Origin of the sequence: Neobacillus drentensis (assembly GCF_036965645.1) — a bacterium.
Lineage (GTDB): Bacteria > Bacillota > Bacilli > Bacillales > Cytobacillaceae > Neobacillus > Neobacillus drentensis_D.
The window spans coordinates 21531-40366 of the sequence record NZ_JBALPZ010000021.1; the positions used below are offsets into that span (position 1 = coordinate 21531).

Consider the following 18836-nt stretch of genomic DNA (forward strand, 5'->3'; position numbering starts at 1 on the left):
ATTTGTCAAGTTTTGTTTTAGGAATGAAAAGAAACTGTAATACAATTACCACTTTTTTTAGCGAATTATGATGTTATAATAAAAATATGCGAGATTATGCACATATTGTTTGTTATTTTGGTCCATTGTGTAAAAAATACGAAGATTATTGTCGAATTTTATTCGAACTAACTTCCAATACAGGTGATAATAAATGATCGAACTACAAGATGTATATAAGAAGTATCCGAATGGTGTTACTGCCATTAACGGTATAGATGTCCGAATTAATCAGGGCGAATTTGTTTATGTGGTTGGTCCAAGTGGTGCAGGTAAATCGACTTTCATTAAAATGATGTACCGTGAAGAAGTACCGTCTTCTGGAACGATTACCATGAATGGTGTTAACCTTGCAAAGTTAAAAATGAAAAAGGTACCGCTGTTTAGAAGAAATTTAGGGGTCGTTTTCCAAGATTTCAAACTGCTGCCCACTCTAACAGTCTACGAAAATGTTGCTTTTGCTTTGGAGGTTATTGAGGCTCAGCCAAAATTTATCCGTAAACGGGTAATGGAAGTTCTCGAACTTGTTGGCTTAAAGCATAAAATTAAAATGCTTCCAACTGAGCTTTCCGGCGGTGAACAACAGCGTGTCTCGATTGCCCGCTCGATTGTGAACTCTCCGAAGGTTGTCATTGCAGACGAACCAACGGGTAACCTTGACCCGGAAACGTCATGGGAAATCATGAAGATCTTTGAAGAAATCAATAATCGAGGAACGACTGTTGTGATGGCAACCCATAACAGAGAGATTGTAAATACATTAAAACATCGCGTTATTGCCATTGAAGGCGGCAAGATTGCCCGTGATGAGCAAAGAGGTGAATACGGTTATGAAAATTAGAACAGTTGGCCGTCACGCCCGTGAAAGTTTAAAGAGCATTAAAAGGAACGGCTGGATGACGTTTGCATCCATTGGTGCCGTGACCGTTACATTAATCCTGGTCGGTGTATTTTTTGCCATTATGATGAATCTTAACAGGGTAGCCCAAACGATTGAAGAGGACGTAGAAATCCGTGTTCATATTGATGTGGCTGCTAATCAACAAAATCAGCAAACGTTAAAAAATGAGATTGCTAAAATACCAGAAGTAAAAAGTATTGAATTCTCACCGAAAACGAAAGAATTGGATAATCTAGTTAAAAATCTTGGTGAGGACGGAAAAGCGTTTAAGCTTTTTGAACAGGATAATCCGCTGAATGATGTCTTTATTGTTAAAACGAAAGACCCTGCGGATACGATGAAAGTGGCAAAGCAGATTGAAAAAGATAACTTTGTTGCAAAGGTTAAATACGGTCAGGGCAAGGTTGAAAAACTATTTAAGTTTATTAGCGCGGCCCGAAATGTGGGAATTGTTCTTGTCATTGGCTTATTCTTCACCGCCATTTTCTTAATCTCGAATACGATTAAAATTACGATTATTGCGAGACGAAGAGAAATTAAGATTATGAGATTAGTAGGGGCAACGAACAACTTTATCCGCTGGCCGTTCTTCTTAGAAGGTCTATGGCTCGGAATTGTTGGTTCCATTTTACCGATTGTCCTGATTTCAATTGCTTACTATCGTGCCTATGATTATTTAGGGCCGAAACTTCAAGGGACCTTTATTAAGGTATTACCGTTTAACCCATTTGTCTATCAAATTTCAGGCATATTGATTTTAATGGGTGCCTTAATAGGTGTATGGGGCAGTGTAATGTCCGTACGTAAGTTTTTAAAAGTTTAATTTTTAAGGAAGGACGGCATGCTCTGTCCTTCCTTCCATTATGAATAAAGACAAAGATTTACCTGTGTAAAGAGAGAGGGAGAGGAACAACCGGATGAGGAAATCAGTCATGAGTCTTGCCGTTTCGGCAACGGTAGGGTTTGGAACCATTTTTGGAGGAACATCGATTATAACAGAAGCGGCATCAATCTCCAGTTTAAAAGGCGAACAAAGCAAAATTCAGGAACAACGCTCCGATTTAAATTCTACAATTACTCAAAAAAATAATCAGATTACTGATCTACAGAATCAGCAGGCAAATGTCCAAAGTGAAATCACACGACTCGATCAAGCAATTGCAGATTCGACGAATAAGATTAAGGAAACAAATGAGAAATTAGAAAGCACGAAGGCTGAAATTATGACACTCCAGGGCGAAATGGAGGTCATTAAAGACCGAATTGAAAAACGGAACATTTTGTTGAAGGACAGAGCTCGCAGCTATCAAGAAACAGGCGGTATGGTCAACTATATCGACGTTTTAATGGGGGCGGAAAACTTTAGTGACTTTGTAGATCGTGCCAATGCGGTTGTAACCATTATGCAGGCGGACCAGGCCATCTTAAAAGAGCATGAGGCAGATAAACAAGAATTAGAAATAAAACAGAATCAAGTCAAAACCAATCTTGCTAGTATCGAAAAAATGGTGGCTGACTTACAAACCTTAAAACAACAATTAAATGTGCAAAAGGCAGAAAAAGATAAAGCATTAGCAAGCCTCAAGGAGCAGGAAACTGAAGCCCATGAAGGTGTGATGGATTTACAAGAACAAGATGAGCTTCTTGCTGCTCAACAGGCAGCTATTCAAAAAGCCATCACAATGGAGCAAGAAGCTCAAGCCAGAGCGGCAGCAGAAGCTGCGGCAGCTGCAAAGGCTGCACAAGCTGCACAAGCTAAGGCGGCTAGCAGCAGCACAAGTTCTAGCAGTAGTTCTAGCAGTGTAAGTTCCGGAGTGACCCCTGGCGTATCGAGCGGCTATTGGACACAGCCTGCTGTCGGTTATTTAAGCTCTGGTTTTGGAACACGAGGCAGTGAAAGACATGTGGGTGTTGACATTGCCAATCGTACTGCGGTGCCGATTGTAGCGGCAGCTGATGGTGTCGTGATTCGCTCCTATTTATCTAGCACATACGGAAACTGTATCTTTGTCTCTCACTCTATTAATGGACAAGTTTATACTACTGTCTATGCTCATATGTCAACACGTTTGGTCGGCAGTGGAGCAGTGGTGAAAAAAGGTCAGCAAATTGGCGTCATGGGTAACACTGGCGCTTCTCATGGCCAGCATTTACACTTTGAACTTCATAAAGGTCCGTGGACACAGGATAAACGCTTTGCAATTAATCCAGTTGGCATCGTGCCGCTCCCATAACATCAAAAGGAAGGAACCACCAGGTTTCTTCCTTTTTCGTTGTTCAGAAGTTAATTTTCGCTTGAGGATAACTGTTAATAGATGGAATGTCGACGTCCAGCTTCAGCGCCTAGCCTCTCGATGTCTACAGCCACTCAGGGAATGAAGGCAAAGAACGTCTTCTTTCCCTGAGCGTCTTATGCTTGTCGGGGCTAGGGAAAAATGAACTACTTTTTTCCCTGTTCAAGGCGCTTGCGCTTTTGTTCTTTCATCCCGCTTTTCTAATCATAACTCGTCCCTTTCTAACATATAAGTTAATAATCGGGCAGGAGTTCGGTGGAGTATTGAGAAATAGATAGGACAGGCATTTTTTTACTTGAGGAGGATTCGGTATGAATCGTAGATGGATTGCCCTGTTGATGACAGGTTCGCTGCTGACAGGAGCAGGGGGCACTTATGCTGGAATGACTTATTTTAATAAAACAAATGCCACATCCAAATTGGAACAAGCCGTCAGCCCTAAAGAACAAGCGGCCGCCGCCGAGGAAAATACAGATAATCTTGTAAAGGTAGAACAGGCCTATGATCTCATTTTAAACCGCTATGTGGAAAAAGTGGATCGGGATCAATTAGTAGAAGGAGCTATTCAAGGGATGTTGTCTGTTTTAAAGGACCCTTACTCGGTTTATATGGACAAGAATACGGCGAAGCAATTCACACAAACATTAGAATCATCTTTTGAAGGAATTGGTGCTGAGGTCGGTATGGTGGACGGTAAAATTGTGATTGTCTCCCCTTTTAAAAATTCACCGGCTGAAAAAGCGGGCATCAAGCCGAATGACCAAATTTTAAAGGTTAATGGAAAAAGTGTGGAAGGACTCGATTTAAATAAAGCAACCCTTAAAATCCGTGGAAAAAAGGGTACGACTGTTCAATTGGAAATTGCAAGAAAAGGTTTAAAAGAACCGCTGACCATCGGCGTCAAGCGGGATGAAATTCCACTCGAAACAGTTCATTCTTCAGTCAAGAAACAGGATGGCAAAAAAATCGGCTATATTGAAATTACCACATTCTCTGAAGATACCGCAGCCGACTTTAAGAAGAATTTAAAGGCACTTGAAAATGACCATATCAAGGGATTAATCCTGGATGTGCGGGGTAACCCTGGCGGTTTATTAGACAGTGTCGGAGAAATTTTAAAAGAGTTTGTTCCCAAGGATAAACCATACGTGCAAATAGCGCAGCGCAACGGTGAAAAACAACGATTCTTCTCAACTCTATCCAAGAAAAAAGATTATCCTGTCCTTGTTCTTGTGAACAAAGGCAGTGCCTCTGCATCAGAAATATTAGCAGGCTCCCTGCAGGAGGCAGATGGATATAAGCTTGTTGGGGAAACCACTTTTGGTAAAGGGACCGTCCAGCAGGCGATACCAATGGGAGATGGCAGCAATATTAAGCTGACATTGGCTAAGTGGCTGACACCGGATGGAAACTGGATTCATAAGAAAGGGATCAAACCGGATGTTTCGATTCAGCAGCCGGCCATCTTTGATACCCATCCTATTCAGGTCGATAAACCGCTGGTGGAAGATATGAACAATGAACAGGTAAAGAATGCTCAAGAAATTTTAAATGGGTTAGGTTTTGAACCAGGCAGGACAGATGGTTATTTTAGTGAAGAAACGAAAGTAGCGGTGAAGGGCTTCCAGCAGGAGTATAATCTGCCCTCTACTGGAAAAATAGACGAAAAGACAGCTGGAAAGCTGGAAGAAGCGGCTGTAAAGGAAATGAAAAAAGAGAAAAATGATCTGCAATTAAAAATGGCGCTCAAATTAATAACAAAATAAACGACCTGACAGGGGCTTTCAGCCTCTGTTTTTTTATGAGTATGAATCGTCATTTAGAGCCGGCTTGGCGGGAATATTGTCAAGTTAGGAGGAATTATTGAGAATTTCCGCGGAAATAGTAACAGATTGCGCGGAAATACTTCAGAAATTCGCGGAATTCCTACAAAAGTTGGCGGAATCATCAATCTGGAACCNNGTTTTATGTTATTAATTTGGTAAAATAAAGTTTAAGAGATTTTTTCATTATCTAGAAAATTTTTAATAGAGGCAGGTGACAGGAATTGGTAGAAACGTGGCTTGTAGAGCTATTGAAAGGGACAGGCAGGTTCTTTCTTCATCCTGTTTTATACTATCTCGTTTTCCTGGCAGGGATATTAGGAGTCAAAAGGGTAAAACGTGAACGGAAAAATTTTCATATAAGAGCGGAGGACGCCTATTTTGAACTGAGGCAGTTATTTCCAATAGGAATAGTCATTGGGCTCGTACTGTCAATCGTCACCATTGCAGCGGGTGTTGCTGTACCATTTGCAGCCATCTTACTGATTGCGTTTTTCACACTTATTTGGTCACTGACCACTAATATACGTCTGATGTCACCGGCATATACTATTGGGGCTGCATTTTTCGCAATCATTATCATTGCCCAAAATAGCTGGTCGGTTCCACTATTTTCAAAGGCGTTTTCTTCCATTGGAGATAAAGTTTACCCTTCCATGGTTGTCATTCTCGGATTATTATTACTGGCAGAGGGTATTTTAATTTTTAGAAATGCCAGTAAAGGTTCTTCCCCTAAGCTGGCAAAGAGCAAGCGCGGACAAGTAGTTGGGGTTCATGAGGTCAAGCGGCTTTGGATGGTACCGTTGTTCTTGTTAGTTCCAGGGAATGCCCTTCATCTGCCATTTGAATGGTGGCCTGTTTTTCACTTAGGGGCGAAAGAGTATTCCTTGCTTTTTGTTCCGTTTGCGATTGGCTTCCATCAGCAGATAAAAGGGATGCTTCCTAAGGTGGCGATTGAGCTTCATGGCCGCCGGGTCATCATCCTTGGAGGTCTGATTTCACTGCTTTCGGTCGGAGGTTATTGGTTCCCATTGATGTCGATAGTGGTAGCAGCATTAGCTGTCGTTGGCCGTGAATTATTAGCACTGTTTGCTTATCTGAAAGATGACAGCATGATGTCTTACTTTTCCAAGAAGAACAACGGTGTCATGATTATCGGGGTTATTCCAGAATCTCCTGCGAGTAAAATGGGACTTCAGGTCGGGGAAATTATTTCGAAGGCCAACGGGGTTTTGGTCCGCGACGAACAAACTTTTTATGAAGCACTGCAAAAAAACCGCGCTCATTGTAAGCTCGAGGTTTTTGACACAAACGGCGAAATCCGCTTTGTGCAGCGTGCACTTTATGAGGGTGATCATCATGAGCTGGGCGTTCTGTTTGTTCAGAATGAACGGAAGTATGATGAAAAGTTAGGATAGTGTAAAACTTCAAATAGTACCGGAAATGCGTTTATAAAAAGCAGAATGCGAGCAAAAAAATCACTTAGATTCTTATTGGAGTCTAAGTGATTTTTTTTGAGATGGAAGATAAGGATAGTGGTTTTACCATTGATTGTGAGTATAGTAAGTTGAAAGAATTATATCTTAAATACACAATATATCNNATAAAAAGTTATTTAAAGGGGGTGTAATGTCTTGATAAAGGAAAAGCGCATTAAAGAAATTCATGACTATGTGATTAAGCAAAAATCTGCATCATTAGACGAATTGGTTTCGGTCTTTGCTGTATCGAAAAACACCATTAGGCGTGATGTTCAAACACTGGTAGAACGGGGGGACTTGAAAAAAGTTTATGGCGGAGTATCTGTCATTCATAAGAAACTCGAGTCATATCAAGACCGAAAAGCACGAAACAAAAAGCAAAAAGCATCGATTGTAGAAAAAGCAGCCAGCTATGTGGACGATGGAGATGTGATCTTCCTAGATTCAGGAACTACAACCATTGAAATGATTGAATATATTAAGGGTAAGAGTTTGACCATTTTTACCAATAGTATTGAATTGATTATTCGTGCGCTCCCATTTTCAAATTTAACTGTTATTTTTATCGGCGGGTTACTTGATCGAAGAACCGATTCGTTTGTGAACCCACTTAATATGGATTTACTAAGTAACTACAATATAAAGAAAGCCTTTATGGCATCTACCGGTATCTCACTCTCTAACGGGGTAACGAATGCATCCCCTCTAGAAAGTGAATTAAAAAAGGCAATTGTTAAAAGAAGTTCAGAGGTTTATTTATTAGTGGACCACGATAAATTTAATAAATATGGGGTAATGACCTATTGTAATTTAGATGAAATTGATTACCTTGTTACTGATAAAACCCCAAATACATCCTACAGAGAATATGCTAAAAAGAATTCCATCCGGCTTGTGATTTCTAAATAAATGAATGATTCGTTTAAGAATAAAATAAAAATATTTCATCCTTTTTATAAAAATATAATGAAGTTCTGGTTATTTGTTGGTACTATGGAGATAGAATAGATATGATGTAAGCGATGACATTAACTTAGGGTGAAATGAAATGATTAAGGAAAAACGCATCAAAAAAATACATGATTATGTGATTGAACATCAGTCTGCCTCATTGGATGAACTAGTAGAAGTTTTTGATGTATCTAAAAATACGATTAGACGTGATGTTCAGGAGTTAGTCGATCGGGGAGACCTCAAAAAAGTTTATGGCGGGGTATCCGTTGTTCATAAAAAACTTGAATCTTTTCAAGATAGACAAATACGTAATCAAGAACAAAAGGCATTAATTTCAGAAAAGGCAGCTGGCTTTGTGGAGGATGGAGATTTTATCTTTATCGATTCGGGTACCACTACTATTGAAATGTTTGATTTTTTAAAGGAAAAAAACCTGACAATTTTTACGAATAGTATCGACTTTATCGTTCGTGCTCTTCCATTTGAGAATCTCAATGTCATCTCTGTAGGAGGGATGCTTGACCGTAAAACCAATTCATTTGTTAATCCGAGAAATATGGAGATATTTAAAGATTATAATATTAAAAAAGCCTTTATGGCTTCTACGGGTATCTCGTTGGTGAACGGAGTAACGAACGCTTCTCCTTTGGAAAGTGAATTAAAAAAGACCATTGTTAATCGAAGCTCTGAGGTCTATCTCTTGATAGACAACGATAAATTTGATCAATATGGATTAATGACCTATTGTAGTCTTAATGAGATTGATTTTTTGATTACGGATAAACTTCCGGATGACTCTTACCAAGAATACGCTAGGAATAACCAAATTCAGCTTATTATTGCTGACTAACGGTTTCTTGCAAAAGCCCTTCTTTTTGGCTAAGTTCCATTAAGAAGGGTTTTTTTGTTAAAATGATAAAAAAATATTGATTATTGGTACTTGTAGTATTAATATGTACTTATAGATAACCAAAAGTTAACCAACATATCATAAAGAGTTGGATTTCTGGTGTTGATTATTTGAAAGCGCTTTGGCTTACTCAAGAAAGGGGAAATTAGAATGCGTTTAGCATACGATCCGTCACATTATCGTGACAATACTAATCTAAAAGAAACGATTGATGCAGTTGCTAGATTGGGGTATGAATGGGTAGAGTTATCTCCGCGTAAAGATTTTATTTGGTTTTATGAGTATCCTAAGGTAGATAGACAGTTGATAAAAGATTTAAAAAGATATTGTTCGGATGCCGGTGTTCGAATCTCTTCCGTACTTCCTGTGCAACAATGGTCTTCACCAAATGAACAAGAACGTCAAGCTGCCGTAAGAAATTGGAAACGCTGTATTGAAATCACTTCAGATTTAGGGGTAGATTTAATGAACAGTGAATTCGCTGGAGACAAAAGCCGTCCAGTTGAAAGTGAAGCTGCTTTTGTGAAATCGATGGAAGAATTAATGCCTATTTTTGAAAAAGAAGGTATCAATTTAAATCTGCAATCCCATCCAAACGATTTTATTGAGTTGAACACAGAAGCTATCCGAATGATACGTGCATTCGATAAAGATTGGATTAAACTGGTCTATTCTGTAGCACATGCTTTCTTCTATGATGATGGGATCGGCGATGTAGCCCAACACTTAGAGGAAGCGGGAGATTTACTTGCCCATGTTTTAATTGCTGACACACTTAATCATAAAGCAGCCTTCGGATTAAGATATATTATTAATCCTCCTAATGCAAACGTAACGATCCACCAGCATTTGAATCCTGGTGAAGGGGAAATAAACTTTGATGCCCTGTATCGAAAATTAAGAGAAATGAAGTTTGATGGAATTGTTACGAACTCAGTTTTTGCCTATCCTGATAAACCAGAATGGTCCAATGAGGTAACGTTGAAATCCATTAGAGAAGGTTTACATATTTAATAGTCTATTTATATTAGAAGTCTTTTCTCAATCTTTGAGGAGAGACTTTTTTTTATAGGATGGACGAAAGTGGTTGACGGAGAATATGAAAATCATTATGATATAATCATAATATAATCAAAACTTAATCAATAGTTGATATTAAGTTGCTTGGTAAAATGTAATCAATGGGAGGAGATTAGATGCCGTTAGTTAGATTTGATTTAATAGAGGGACGAGATAAGGATGCTTTAAAACAATTATTAGATGCCGCGCATCGAGCTGTTATAAATGCCTTTGGTGTACCAGAACGGGATCGTTACCAAATTGTCAATCAGCACCCTGCCCATGAATTAATCATCGAAGATACCGGATTAGGATTTGAAAGAAGCAGGAAATTAGTTATTGTCAGTGTAACAAGTACCCAAAGAAGTGACAAACAAAAGAAGGAATTTTATAAACTCTTAGTAAAAGAGCTAGAAGAATCCTGTGATATGGAACCAAACGACATTATGGTTTCAATCGTTACAAATGGGGCAGCTGACTGGAGCTTTGGTTTTGGAGAAGCACAGTTTTTAACTGGAAAGTTGTAATAAAAGTAGTTAGAAAAGTCAACGCTTTAGATTTTATTGAAAATAATAAAAAACAGTTGACTGAAAGCGCTATTAGTATTAACATGTAATCAAAGATAACCAAAAGATAACCAACAAGTGATAAACAAATGAATATATTTATTAGTTTCCTAAGCTGATAGATGGTCTTTTTAACACTTGTACCAAAATACAATAAAGTTATGATTAAGGGAGGAAGAAAAAATGTCTAACGTAATCGTAAAAGTTGAAACTCTAAAAAATTACATAAATGGTGAATGGGTCGAAAGTAAAACGACACAGTTTGAAGATATCTACGATCCTGCCAAAAAAGAAGTGATTGCAAAGGTTCCTCTTTCAACAAAGGAAGAGCTTGATTATGCAGTAGAAGTGGCAGCAAAGGCATTCGAAAGCTGGAAAAAGGTACCTGTCACAAAACGTACGAAAGTCCTATTTAATTTCCAACAATTATTAGAAAAGAATAAACAAGAATTGGCTCGTATTATCACGATTGAAAACGGTAAAAACCTTACTGAGGCACTAGGTGAGGTAGGGCGTGGAATTGAAAATGTGGAATTTGCATCAGGTGCTCCTACACTGATGATGGGAGATTCACTTTCAACGATTGCAACAGATGTTGAGGTCACAAATTATCGTTATCCAATAGGGGTTGTTGGCGGAATTACACCATTTAACTTCCCAATGATGGTACCATGCTGGATGTTCCCAACCGCCATTGCCGTTGGAAATACATTCGTTCTTAAACCATCTGAAAGAACGCCATTATTAGCTAATAGATTAGCAGAACTATTAGAAGAAGCTGGTCTTCCTAAGGGCGTATTTAATGTGGTTCATGGTGCACATGATGTAGTAAATGGACTATTAGACCACCCAGAAGTAAAAGCTATTTCATTCGTAGGTTCAAAGCCGGTTGGAGAATATGTTTATAAGCGCGGAAGCCAAAACCTAAAACGTGTTCAAGCCTTAACAGGTGCTAAAAACCACTCGATCGTATTAAACGATGCAGATTTAGAACTTGCCACAACAAACGTTATCGCTTCAGCGTTTGGTTCAGCTGGCGAACGTTGTATGGCTTGCGCCGTTGTAACCGTAGAAGAAGGAATTGCAGATGAATTTCTTGAGAAATTAGTCGAGAAAGCAGAAGCAATCAAAATCGGACATGGCCTTGATGAGGGTGTATTCTTAGGACCAGTTATTCGTGAACAAAATCAGCAGCGTACATTAGGCTATATTCAAACAGGTATTGATGAAGGTGCCAAACTAGTATGTGATGGCCGTGAAAATGCCCCTGAAGAAGGATATTTTGTCGGACCAACAATTTTCGACGATGTGACAACTGATATGACCATCTGGAAAGATGAAATTTTCGCACCAGTCCTTTCAATCGTTCGTGTTAAGCATCTAAAAGAAGCTGTTGAAACCGCAAATAAATCAGAATTTGCAAACGGCGCATGTATCTATACTTCAAATACATCTTCCATTCGTTACTTCCGTGAGAATATTGATGCAGGAATGCTTGGTATTAACTTAGGTGTTCCAGCACCAATCGCTTTCTTCCCATTCTCAGGATGGAAATCTTCCTTCTTTGGAACATTACCTGCGAATGGAAAAGACGGCGTAGAATTCTACACACATAAAAAAGTGGTTACAGCAAATTATAAAGCACCATCATTCGAATAAGGATCAGCATCATAAAAAGGCTATTATCCTGTCTTTTGCAGTCAGGATAATAGCTATTACATAGATAGGAGAGGATTACACGTGAGTAAATTGCTCCGAAAACCCAATACAATCGAAACGTCACCAGGAGTTACCATCGTTCAGGAAGTAAATAGTGAAAACTCCCCTTTAGAATATGTTGGTTTCAAAGTAGTAGATATAGGCCCGGGTGCTAAGTATACAGAAAACTTAAGCCAAGTGGAATGCTGCATAGTAGCCTTAACAGGGAAAATAAATGTGTCGGCTAGCGAAGAAGTTTTTGAGAATATTGGCACAAGAGAAAGCGTTTTCGAAAAGAAGCCGACCGACAGTGTTTATGTTTCCAATGACCGTTCTTTTGAGGTGGAGGGTGTTACACAAGCTCGTGTGGCTCTTTGTTATTCACCATCTAACAAACAACTGCCTACAAAGTTAATAAAGGCAGATGAGAATGGAATTGAAAATAGAGGAAAATACAGCAATAAGCGTTTAGTTCATAATATCCTGCCAGATACCAATCCATCTGCTAATAGTTTACTAGTTGTAGAGGTATTCACAGAAAGCGGAAACTGGTCAAGCTATCCTCCGCATAAACATGATCAGGATAACTTGCCAGATGAATCATTTTTAGAAGAAAGCTACTACCATGAAATGAACCCGCAACAAGGATTTGTATTCCAGCGTGTCTATACAGATGACCGTTCAATCGATGAAACCATGGCGGTTGAGCATGGTGATGTTGTTTTAGTACCAGCAGGCTATCATCCAGTTGGTGTACCTGATGGGTATGAGTCCTATTATTTAAATGTAATGGCAGGCCCAACACGTATTTGGAAGTTTTACAACGAACCAGCCCATGAATGGATTTTAAACCGTAAATAAAGGAGTGGCTTTTAATTATGAAAATTCAATTTCATTCTGATAGAGAGTTTGATCTTATTGCAATTGGACGTGCTTGCATGGATTTGAACGCAGTGGAGTACAATCGTCCAATGGAAGAAACGATGACATTTAAAAAGTATGTAGGCGGTTCACCAGCAAATATCGCAATCGGTTCATCGAAGCTTGGTTTAAAAGCAGGATTTATTGGGAAACTCGCCGATGATCAGCATGGCCGGTTTATTGAGCAATATATGAGCGGTGTGGGTGTTGATACATCCAACATGGTAGTGGATCAAGAAGGTCATAAGACAGGCTTGGCTTTTACAGAGATTAAGAGTCCGGAGGAATGCAGCATTCTGATGTATCGTGATGAAGTAGCGGATCTTTATTTACAGCCATCAGAAGTAGATGAAAACTATATTAAAAAGGCGAAGGTTCTGCTAGTTTCAGGAACCGCTCTTGCCAAAAGTCCTTCCCGTGAAGCGGTGTTAAAAGCGATTCAACTGGCAAAGAAAAATGAAGTAAAGGTAGTCTTTGAATTAGACTATCGCGGATATACATGGGCATCACCTGAAGAAACATCGGTTTATTATACATTAGTGGCTCAGCAGGCAGATGTTGTCGTTGGAACACGTGATGAATTTGATGTCATGGAAAATGTAAAGGAAGGCAGCAACGCAGCAACCATCGAACAGCTGTTTAAGCATTCTCCAGAATTAGTTGTGATCAAACATGGTGTAGAAGGTTCCTATGCCTATACAAAGTCAGGAGAAACGTTCAGAGGCCGCGCATATTTAACAAAAGTTTTAAAAACGTTTGGTGCCGGAGACTCGTACGCTTCTGCTTTCTTATACGCGTTAATTACTGGCAAGGAGATTGAAACAGCTCTAAAATTTGGCAGCGCATCCGCGGCAATTGTGGTAAGTAAGCACAGCTCATCAGAAGCGATGCCTACAGTGGCTGAAATTGAACAATTGATTGAAGAAAGAACGGAGAAAGCAGAACAATTAAGCTAGGGGTGTAAATAGCCATGGGGAAAATTAGATTAACAACAGCGCAAGCTTTAATCAAATTTTTAAATCAGCAATATATTCATGTGGATGGCCAGGAATTGCCTTTTGTTGAAGGGATCTTCGCCGTATTTGGACATGGAAATGTACTCGGAATGGGCCAGGCGCTTGAACAAGATCCGGGGCATTTAAAAGTTATCCAGGGGAAAAATGAACAAGGAATGGCCCTTGCCGCAATGGCTTATGGTAAACAAATGCTTCGGCAAAAAATCTATGCCGTAACAACCTCGGTTGGACCAGGTTCAGCGAACTTAGTAACAGCTGCTGCCACAGCTCTTGCCAACAATATTCCAATGTTATTAATACCAGGTGATACGTTTGCTACCCGCCAGCCTGACCCAGTGCTGCAGCAAGTGGAACAGGAATATAGCGCGGCTGTCACAACCAATGATGCATTAAAACCGGTTTCAAGATACTGGGATCGTGTAACCCGTCCGGAACAACTAATGTCCAGTTTAATTCGTGCATTTGAAGTGATGACCGACCCAGGAAAAGCTGGCCCTGCTACGATTTGTATTTCCCAGGATGTAGAAGGGGAAGCGTACGATTATGATGAGAAATTCTTTGAAAAGCGTGTCCATTATTTAGATCGAAAAGCACCAGTTGAACGTGAACTAAATGGAGCTGCAGAGTTGATCAAAGCTAGCAAAAAGCCAGTCATCTTAGTAGGCGGTGGAGCGAAATATTCGCAAGCTCGTGAAATCTTAATGGCTCTTTCAGAGAAACATAATATCCCGTTAGTAGAGACTCAAGCTGGTAAATCAACCGTTGAGTCTGATTTTAAAAATAACTTAGGCGGTATGGGAATTACAGGTACATTAGCGGCTAATAAAGCTGCCCGTCAAGCCGACTTAATCATTGGTATCGGTACACGATACACCGATTTTGCCACTTCTTCAAAAACGGCTTTTAACTTTGAAACAGCTAAGTTCTTAAACATCAATGTCAGCCGTCTGCAGGCCTATAAATTGGATGCTTTCCAGGTGGTAGCAGATGCCAAAACCACATTGGAGCAATTGGCCCCATTATTAGACGGATATGAAAGTGAATTCGGCCGGACCATTGCTGAACTGAAGGAAGAATGGACTGCGGAGCGCAACCGGTTGAGCCAAATAACCTTCAACCGTGAAAATTTCCAGCCGGAAGTGAAAAATAACTTTACCCAAGAAGTACTGAATGAGTATGCTGATGCGCTTAACACGGAGCTTGCACAGACAACGGCACTATTAGCCGTTAATGAAACAGTTGCCCCTGATAGCATCATTATTACTTCAGCGGGTTCCCTGCCTGGAGATGTACAGCGCATTTGGAATCCAACGGTAACGAATACGTATAATGTTGAGTACGGCTATTCCTGTATGGGCTATGAAGTATCAGGTGCCTTAGGTGCCAAATTGGCAGCACCTAATCAAGAAGTATATTCACTTGTAGGTGATGGCAGCTTCTTGTTGATGCACTCTGAATTCATTACCGCGATCCAATACAATCAAAAGGTCAATATCGTATTATTCGATAACTCAGGATGGGGCTGTATCAACAATTTACAAATGGAAAACGGAAGCGACAGTTTCTATACAGAATTCAGAACACATGATAATAAAATCTTAACGATCGATTATGCAAAAGTAGCAGAAGGCTATGGGGCTAAGACTTACCGTGTTAATACAGTTGAACAGCTGAAGGAAGCTTTAGAGGACGCCAAACAGCAAGAGGGATCTACACTAATCGATATTAAAGTACTTCCTAAAACCATGACGGACGGCTATGACAGCTGGTGGAATGTCGGTGTTGCGGAAGTATCTCATAAAGAAAGCATTCAAAAGGCGTATGAGGCAAGAAAACAAAAATTAGAAACAGCCAGACAATATTAAATCATGCGGGTTGGATCAAATTCTCTGGAATTTGATCCGCCTCAATAAGTTTGAAAATTCAGACAAGAGAGGTGGGATGGACATGATCGCAACATCAAGATTAGTTCCGATGAAAGAAATGCTTGAGAAAGCGAAAAAAGAAAAATATGCAGTAGGGCAATTTAATATCAACAGCTTTCAATGGGCAGAAGCAATGCTGGAAGCGGCTGAGGAGGAACGGTCTCCTATCATTGTGGCCTCATCCGATAGATTAGTAGATTATTTGGGCGGATTTAAGACGATTGCTACGATGGTAAATAGAATTGTAGAGGAAAAGAAGATTACCGTGCCAGTTGCCCTTCATCTGGATCATGGAAAAAGTGTGGAAAGATGTAAGGAAGCCATTGATGCTGGATATACTTCCGTGATGATTGACGGTTCCCACTATTCTATTGAAGAAAACATTGCCATGACAAAGCAAGTGACGGACTATGCCCGCCTTCACGGTGTGACAGTTGAAGCTGAGGTCGGAACCGTGGGAGGTAACGAAGACGGTCTTATCGGCGGCATTAATTACGCAGATCCACAGGAATGTTTACAGCTTGTTCAAGAAACAGAAATTGATGCACTAGCAGCAGCCCTTGGCTCTGTGCATGGCCCCTACCAGGGAGAACCAAAATTAGGGTTCGCTGAAATGAAAGAGATTTCAGAATTAACCAATGTGCCGCTTGTATTACATGGTGGTTCAGGCATCCCATTACACCAAATCCATCAAGCAATTGAACTGGGGCATGCCAAAATTAATGTAAATACAGAATGCCTGCAGGCATGGACGAAAGCGATCCGAAATGTACTAGAGAACGATAATGAAGTGTATGACGCCCGGGCAATCCTTACACCAGGCAAAGAGGCTGTGAAAGAAACAGTCAAAGAGAAGATTAGAGAGTTTAAATCAAGCAATAAGGCATAAATTCGACCGGGCGATCTTTGCCCGGTTTTTTCTTAAATAGGACTAAAAATGGGAAGTGGTATACCTGAGTACATTACGATCAAATAGAAACAAATATCTTTTTATTGGTGTTTCCTTCTTATTGTGGTTTCCGCAATTTCTCTATGTTCCAATTTTTTCCCCTTATATGGAATCATTGGGCGGAAAGTATACATTTATTGGGATTGTATTGAGCAGCTACGGGATAATGCAGTTATTATGCAGACTTCCGATTGGGATCTTTTCTGATGTAAAGAAAGTTAGGAAACCATTTATCATTGTTGGCATGTTGGTCAGCATGGTAAGTTGCGGGATCTTTTTACTTACAGATAGTTTAGGCTGGATTTTCGCCGCCCGCGCACTTGCAGGAATTTCAGCAGCAACGTGGGTCGCCTTTACAGTCTTATATCCAAGTTATTTTGCTGATCATGAAGTCCATCGGGCAATGGGGAGTATTTCATTTATTGTCGTACTTGCCCAGTTTTTAGGGATGAGTTTCAGTGGTTCAATCGTAAGTGAATGGGGTTGGAAAGCTCCATTTTGGTTGGCTGTATCTTTCAGCATTCTCGGTGTGATTCTATCCCTGTTTATCTATGAATCAAAAGAAGGAATAGAGAGAGAGCCGCTAAAGGTGAAGGAATTAGCAGCTGTTATAAAAGAACCATCCTTGTTGAAGGTGGCTCTCTTATCGATTTTAGCACATAGTATTATTTTTTCAACGATGTTTGGCTTTACATCCAACTATGCCCTCCATATTGGCTTTACGAAAAGTGAGCTAACTTGGATTGTGTTTGCGTTTATGATCCCTCATGCCATTGCGACTCTTTTTATGGGGAGAGTATTGGCTCCACTTTTGGGTGAATGGAATGCCCTAAAAACGGCGTTTTTCCTTGCCTCTATTTTTACGTTACTGATTCCATTCGTTCAGAATAAAGGATTATTAATGACCGTACAGATTTTTAGCGGATTTTCACTGGGCTTAATTTTCCCGTTGCTGTTGGGATTGGCCATTGAAAAAATTGCACCTGAAAAAAGGGCGACGGCGATGGGTGCCTACCAGGCGATTTATGCTGTAGGCATCTTTGCAGGGCCATTTTTTGCAGGTATCTTTAATTCACTTATGGGAATTAAAGCAGGTTTTTATTTTGTCGGAGTACTGGGATTATTGGCTACGCTCCTCATCATCATTTGGGGGAAAGATCATGCAGAAATGGCAGAACAATCTTCCGAAAAAAGCAAAGCTGGTGCCTAGTAAATGCAACCATTTTCTCCTATAATTAGACAAAGCTGTTTGGAAAAGGAGTGCTTAAATTGGATTTAAATAAATACCTATCCGGAAAAACTTCTTTGAATGATTATGTCCATCGTTTAAACCAAAATGGCGCTTCTTTTCAGATTCATTATTGGGGAGTCATGCCAAAGCATTATGACAATCAATTACATAAACATTCTTTTTTCGAAGTTTGTTATGTAGTGGAGGGGGAAGGAACTTACCTAGATGATCAAAATACCTTTACTCTTCAAGAAAATACACTTTTTTTATCGAGACCTGAAATTTTGCACCAAATAAAAAGCGAGAAGGGGCTGTCTCTCTTATACGTAGCCTTTGACCTTCTTGAATCAGAGTCGAATGAAAGCTGGATTAGAATCATGGAAACTGCAAAAAGTTGCACGGAAGTTATTTTACATAATAAAGATGAAATGGAAACAGCATTATTATGGAAATCACTGCTTATCCAGGCCACAAAGCGGCAAAATGAGTTTTTTGAAGAAATGCTTTCCAATATCGCCTATTCTCTTATTCTCTCGATCTTGCAAGATTTTGTCCCTGCTTTGAATAAAAGTAATCATAAACTTGATTCCGAACAGTATTCCGTCCTCCTTACTCAGGCGCAGTTATATATTCATGACAATTTATCAAATTCCTTGAAACTAACGGAAGTAGCCAAACATTTACACATATCTGGAAGACATTTGTCGCGGGTTTTTGTATCGGAATTAGGAGTAAGTTTTTCAAAGTACGTGCAGGACGAACGAATAAAAAAAGCCATGATATTACTCAAAAAATCGAATTTATCATTAAAAGAAATTGCTGAGGAAACGGGTTTTATGAATGTTCAATATTTTACCCGTGTTTTTACTTCCATGATGCAAATATCACCAGGAAAGTTTCGCTCTCTGTTCGTAGACCAAAATACAACTACATTTTCGCATAACTGACACTCCCACCGTTAATGTTGGGGGTGTTTTTTACTAAGAAATATAATCATTAGAAAAAAGATGTCCTTAAAATAAAAAAACATGTCTCTATAATTTAATTACTATTCTGAATTCTTTTTATA

The 18836-nt window shown here is 39.6% G+C and carries 16 protein-coding genes; all 16 read left to right on the forward strand.

The annotated features are described in order from the left end of the window. The first annotated feature begins 193 nt into the window (after positions 1 to 193). Entirely contained in the window at positions 194 to 880 is a 687-nt protein-coding gene (gene ftsE, locus V7266_RS03660) for a cell division ATP-binding protein FtsE (protein WP_335465884.1), read from the forward strand. Further along, entirely contained in the window at positions 870 to 1763 is an 894-nt protein-coding gene (gene ftsX / locus V7266_RS03665) for a permease-like cell division protein FtsX (RefSeq protein ID WP_335465886.1), read from the forward strand. The genes ftsE and ftsX overlap by 11 nt, the downstream gene beginning before the upstream one ends. Before the next feature lie 94 nt (positions 1764 to 1857). After that, complete coding sequence (locus tag V7266_RS03670) at positions 1858 to 3174, forward strand: murein hydrolase activator EnvC family protein (protein ID WP_335465887.1); 1317 nt, start codon at positions 1858 to 1860, stop codon at positions 3172 to 3174. Between the two features lie 371 nt (positions 3175 to 3545). Continuing rightward, entirely contained in the window at positions 3546 to 5000 is a 1455-nt protein-coding gene (locus tag V7266_RS03675) for a S41 family peptidase (protein ID WP_335465889.1), read from the forward strand. A 281-nt stretch (positions 5001 to 5281) separates the two neighbouring features. Then, entirely contained in the window at positions 5282 to 6475 is a 1194-nt protein-coding gene (locus V7266_RS03680) for a PDZ domain-containing protein (protein WP_335465891.1), read from the forward strand. 216 nt (positions 6476 to 6691) lie between these two features. Next, on the forward strand, positions 6692 to 7447 hold the full coding sequence (locus V7266_RS03685) for a DeoR/GlpR family DNA-binding transcription regulator (RefSeq protein ID WP_335465893.1): 756 nt from the start codon (positions 6692 to 6694) through the stop codon (positions 7445 to 7447). A 139-nt stretch (positions 7448 to 7586) separates the two neighbouring features. Next, positions 7587 to 8342 carry a DeoR/GlpR family DNA-binding transcription regulator gene (locus V7266_RS03690; protein ID WP_335465895.1) on the forward strand — a complete coding sequence of 252 codons (756 nt, stop codon included), beginning with the start codon at positions 7587 to 7589 and terminating at the stop codon, positions 8340 to 8342. A gap of 210 nt (positions 8343 to 8552) precedes the next feature. After that, positions 8553 to 9416, forward strand: a complete 864-nt coding sequence (locus tag V7266_RS03695; RefSeq protein ID WP_335465896.1) for a sugar phosphate isomerase/epimerase family protein — start codon at positions 8553 to 8555, stop codon at positions 9414 to 9416. A 182-nt stretch (positions 9417 to 9598) separates the two neighbouring features. Beyond that, positions 9599 to 9988, forward strand: coding sequence for a tautomerase family protein (locus V7266_RS03700; protein WP_335465898.1), 390 nt, complete (start codon positions 9599 to 9601; stop codon positions 9986 to 9988). 222 nt (positions 9989 to 10210) lie between these two features. Continuing rightward, complete coding sequence (locus tag V7266_RS03705; RefSeq protein WP_420491313.1) at positions 10211 to 11686, forward strand: CoA-acylating methylmalonate-semialdehyde dehydrogenase; 1476 nt, start codon at positions 10211 to 10213, stop codon at positions 11684 to 11686. 81 nt (positions 11687 to 11767) lie between these two features. Further along, on the forward strand, positions 11768 to 12586 hold the full coding sequence (gene iolB / locus V7266_RS03710; RefSeq protein WP_335465899.1) for a 5-deoxy-glucuronate isomerase: 819 nt from the start codon (positions 11768 to 11770) through the stop codon (positions 12584 to 12586). Positions 12587 to 12603: 17 nt separating this feature from the next. Continuing rightward, on the forward strand, positions 12604 to 13602 hold the full coding sequence (gene iolC / locus V7266_RS03715) for a 5-dehydro-2-deoxygluconokinase (protein WP_335465901.1): 999 nt from the start codon (positions 12604 to 12606) through the stop codon (positions 13600 to 13602). Between the two features lie 14 nt (positions 13603 to 13616). Continuing rightward, complete coding sequence (iolD, locus tag V7266_RS03720; protein WP_335465903.1) at positions 13617 to 15527, forward strand: 3D-(3,5/4)-trihydroxycyclohexane-1,2-dione acylhydrolase (decyclizing); 1911 nt, start codon at positions 13617 to 13619, stop codon at positions 15525 to 15527. 82 nt (positions 15528 to 15609) lie between these two features. Beyond that, a complete protein-coding gene (gene fba, locus V7266_RS03725) occupies positions 15610 to 16476 on the forward strand; it encodes a class II fructose-1,6-bisphosphate aldolase (protein WP_420491314.1) in 867 nt (288 codons plus the stop codon). Positions 16477 to 16540: 64 nt separating this feature from the next. Next, the gene (locus V7266_RS03730; protein WP_335465910.1) at positions 16541 to 17746 is read left to right on the forward strand and encodes an MFS transporter; all 1206 of its coding nucleotides are present in this window, start codon (positions 16541 to 16543) and stop codon (positions 17744 to 17746) included. A gap of 59 nt (positions 17747 to 17805) precedes the next feature. Beyond that, positions 17806 to 18714, forward strand: a complete 909-nt coding sequence (locus tag V7266_RS03735; RefSeq protein WP_335465906.1) for an AraC family transcriptional regulator — start codon at positions 17806 to 17808, stop codon at positions 18712 to 18714. Positions 18715 to 18836: the final 122 nt, after the last annotated feature.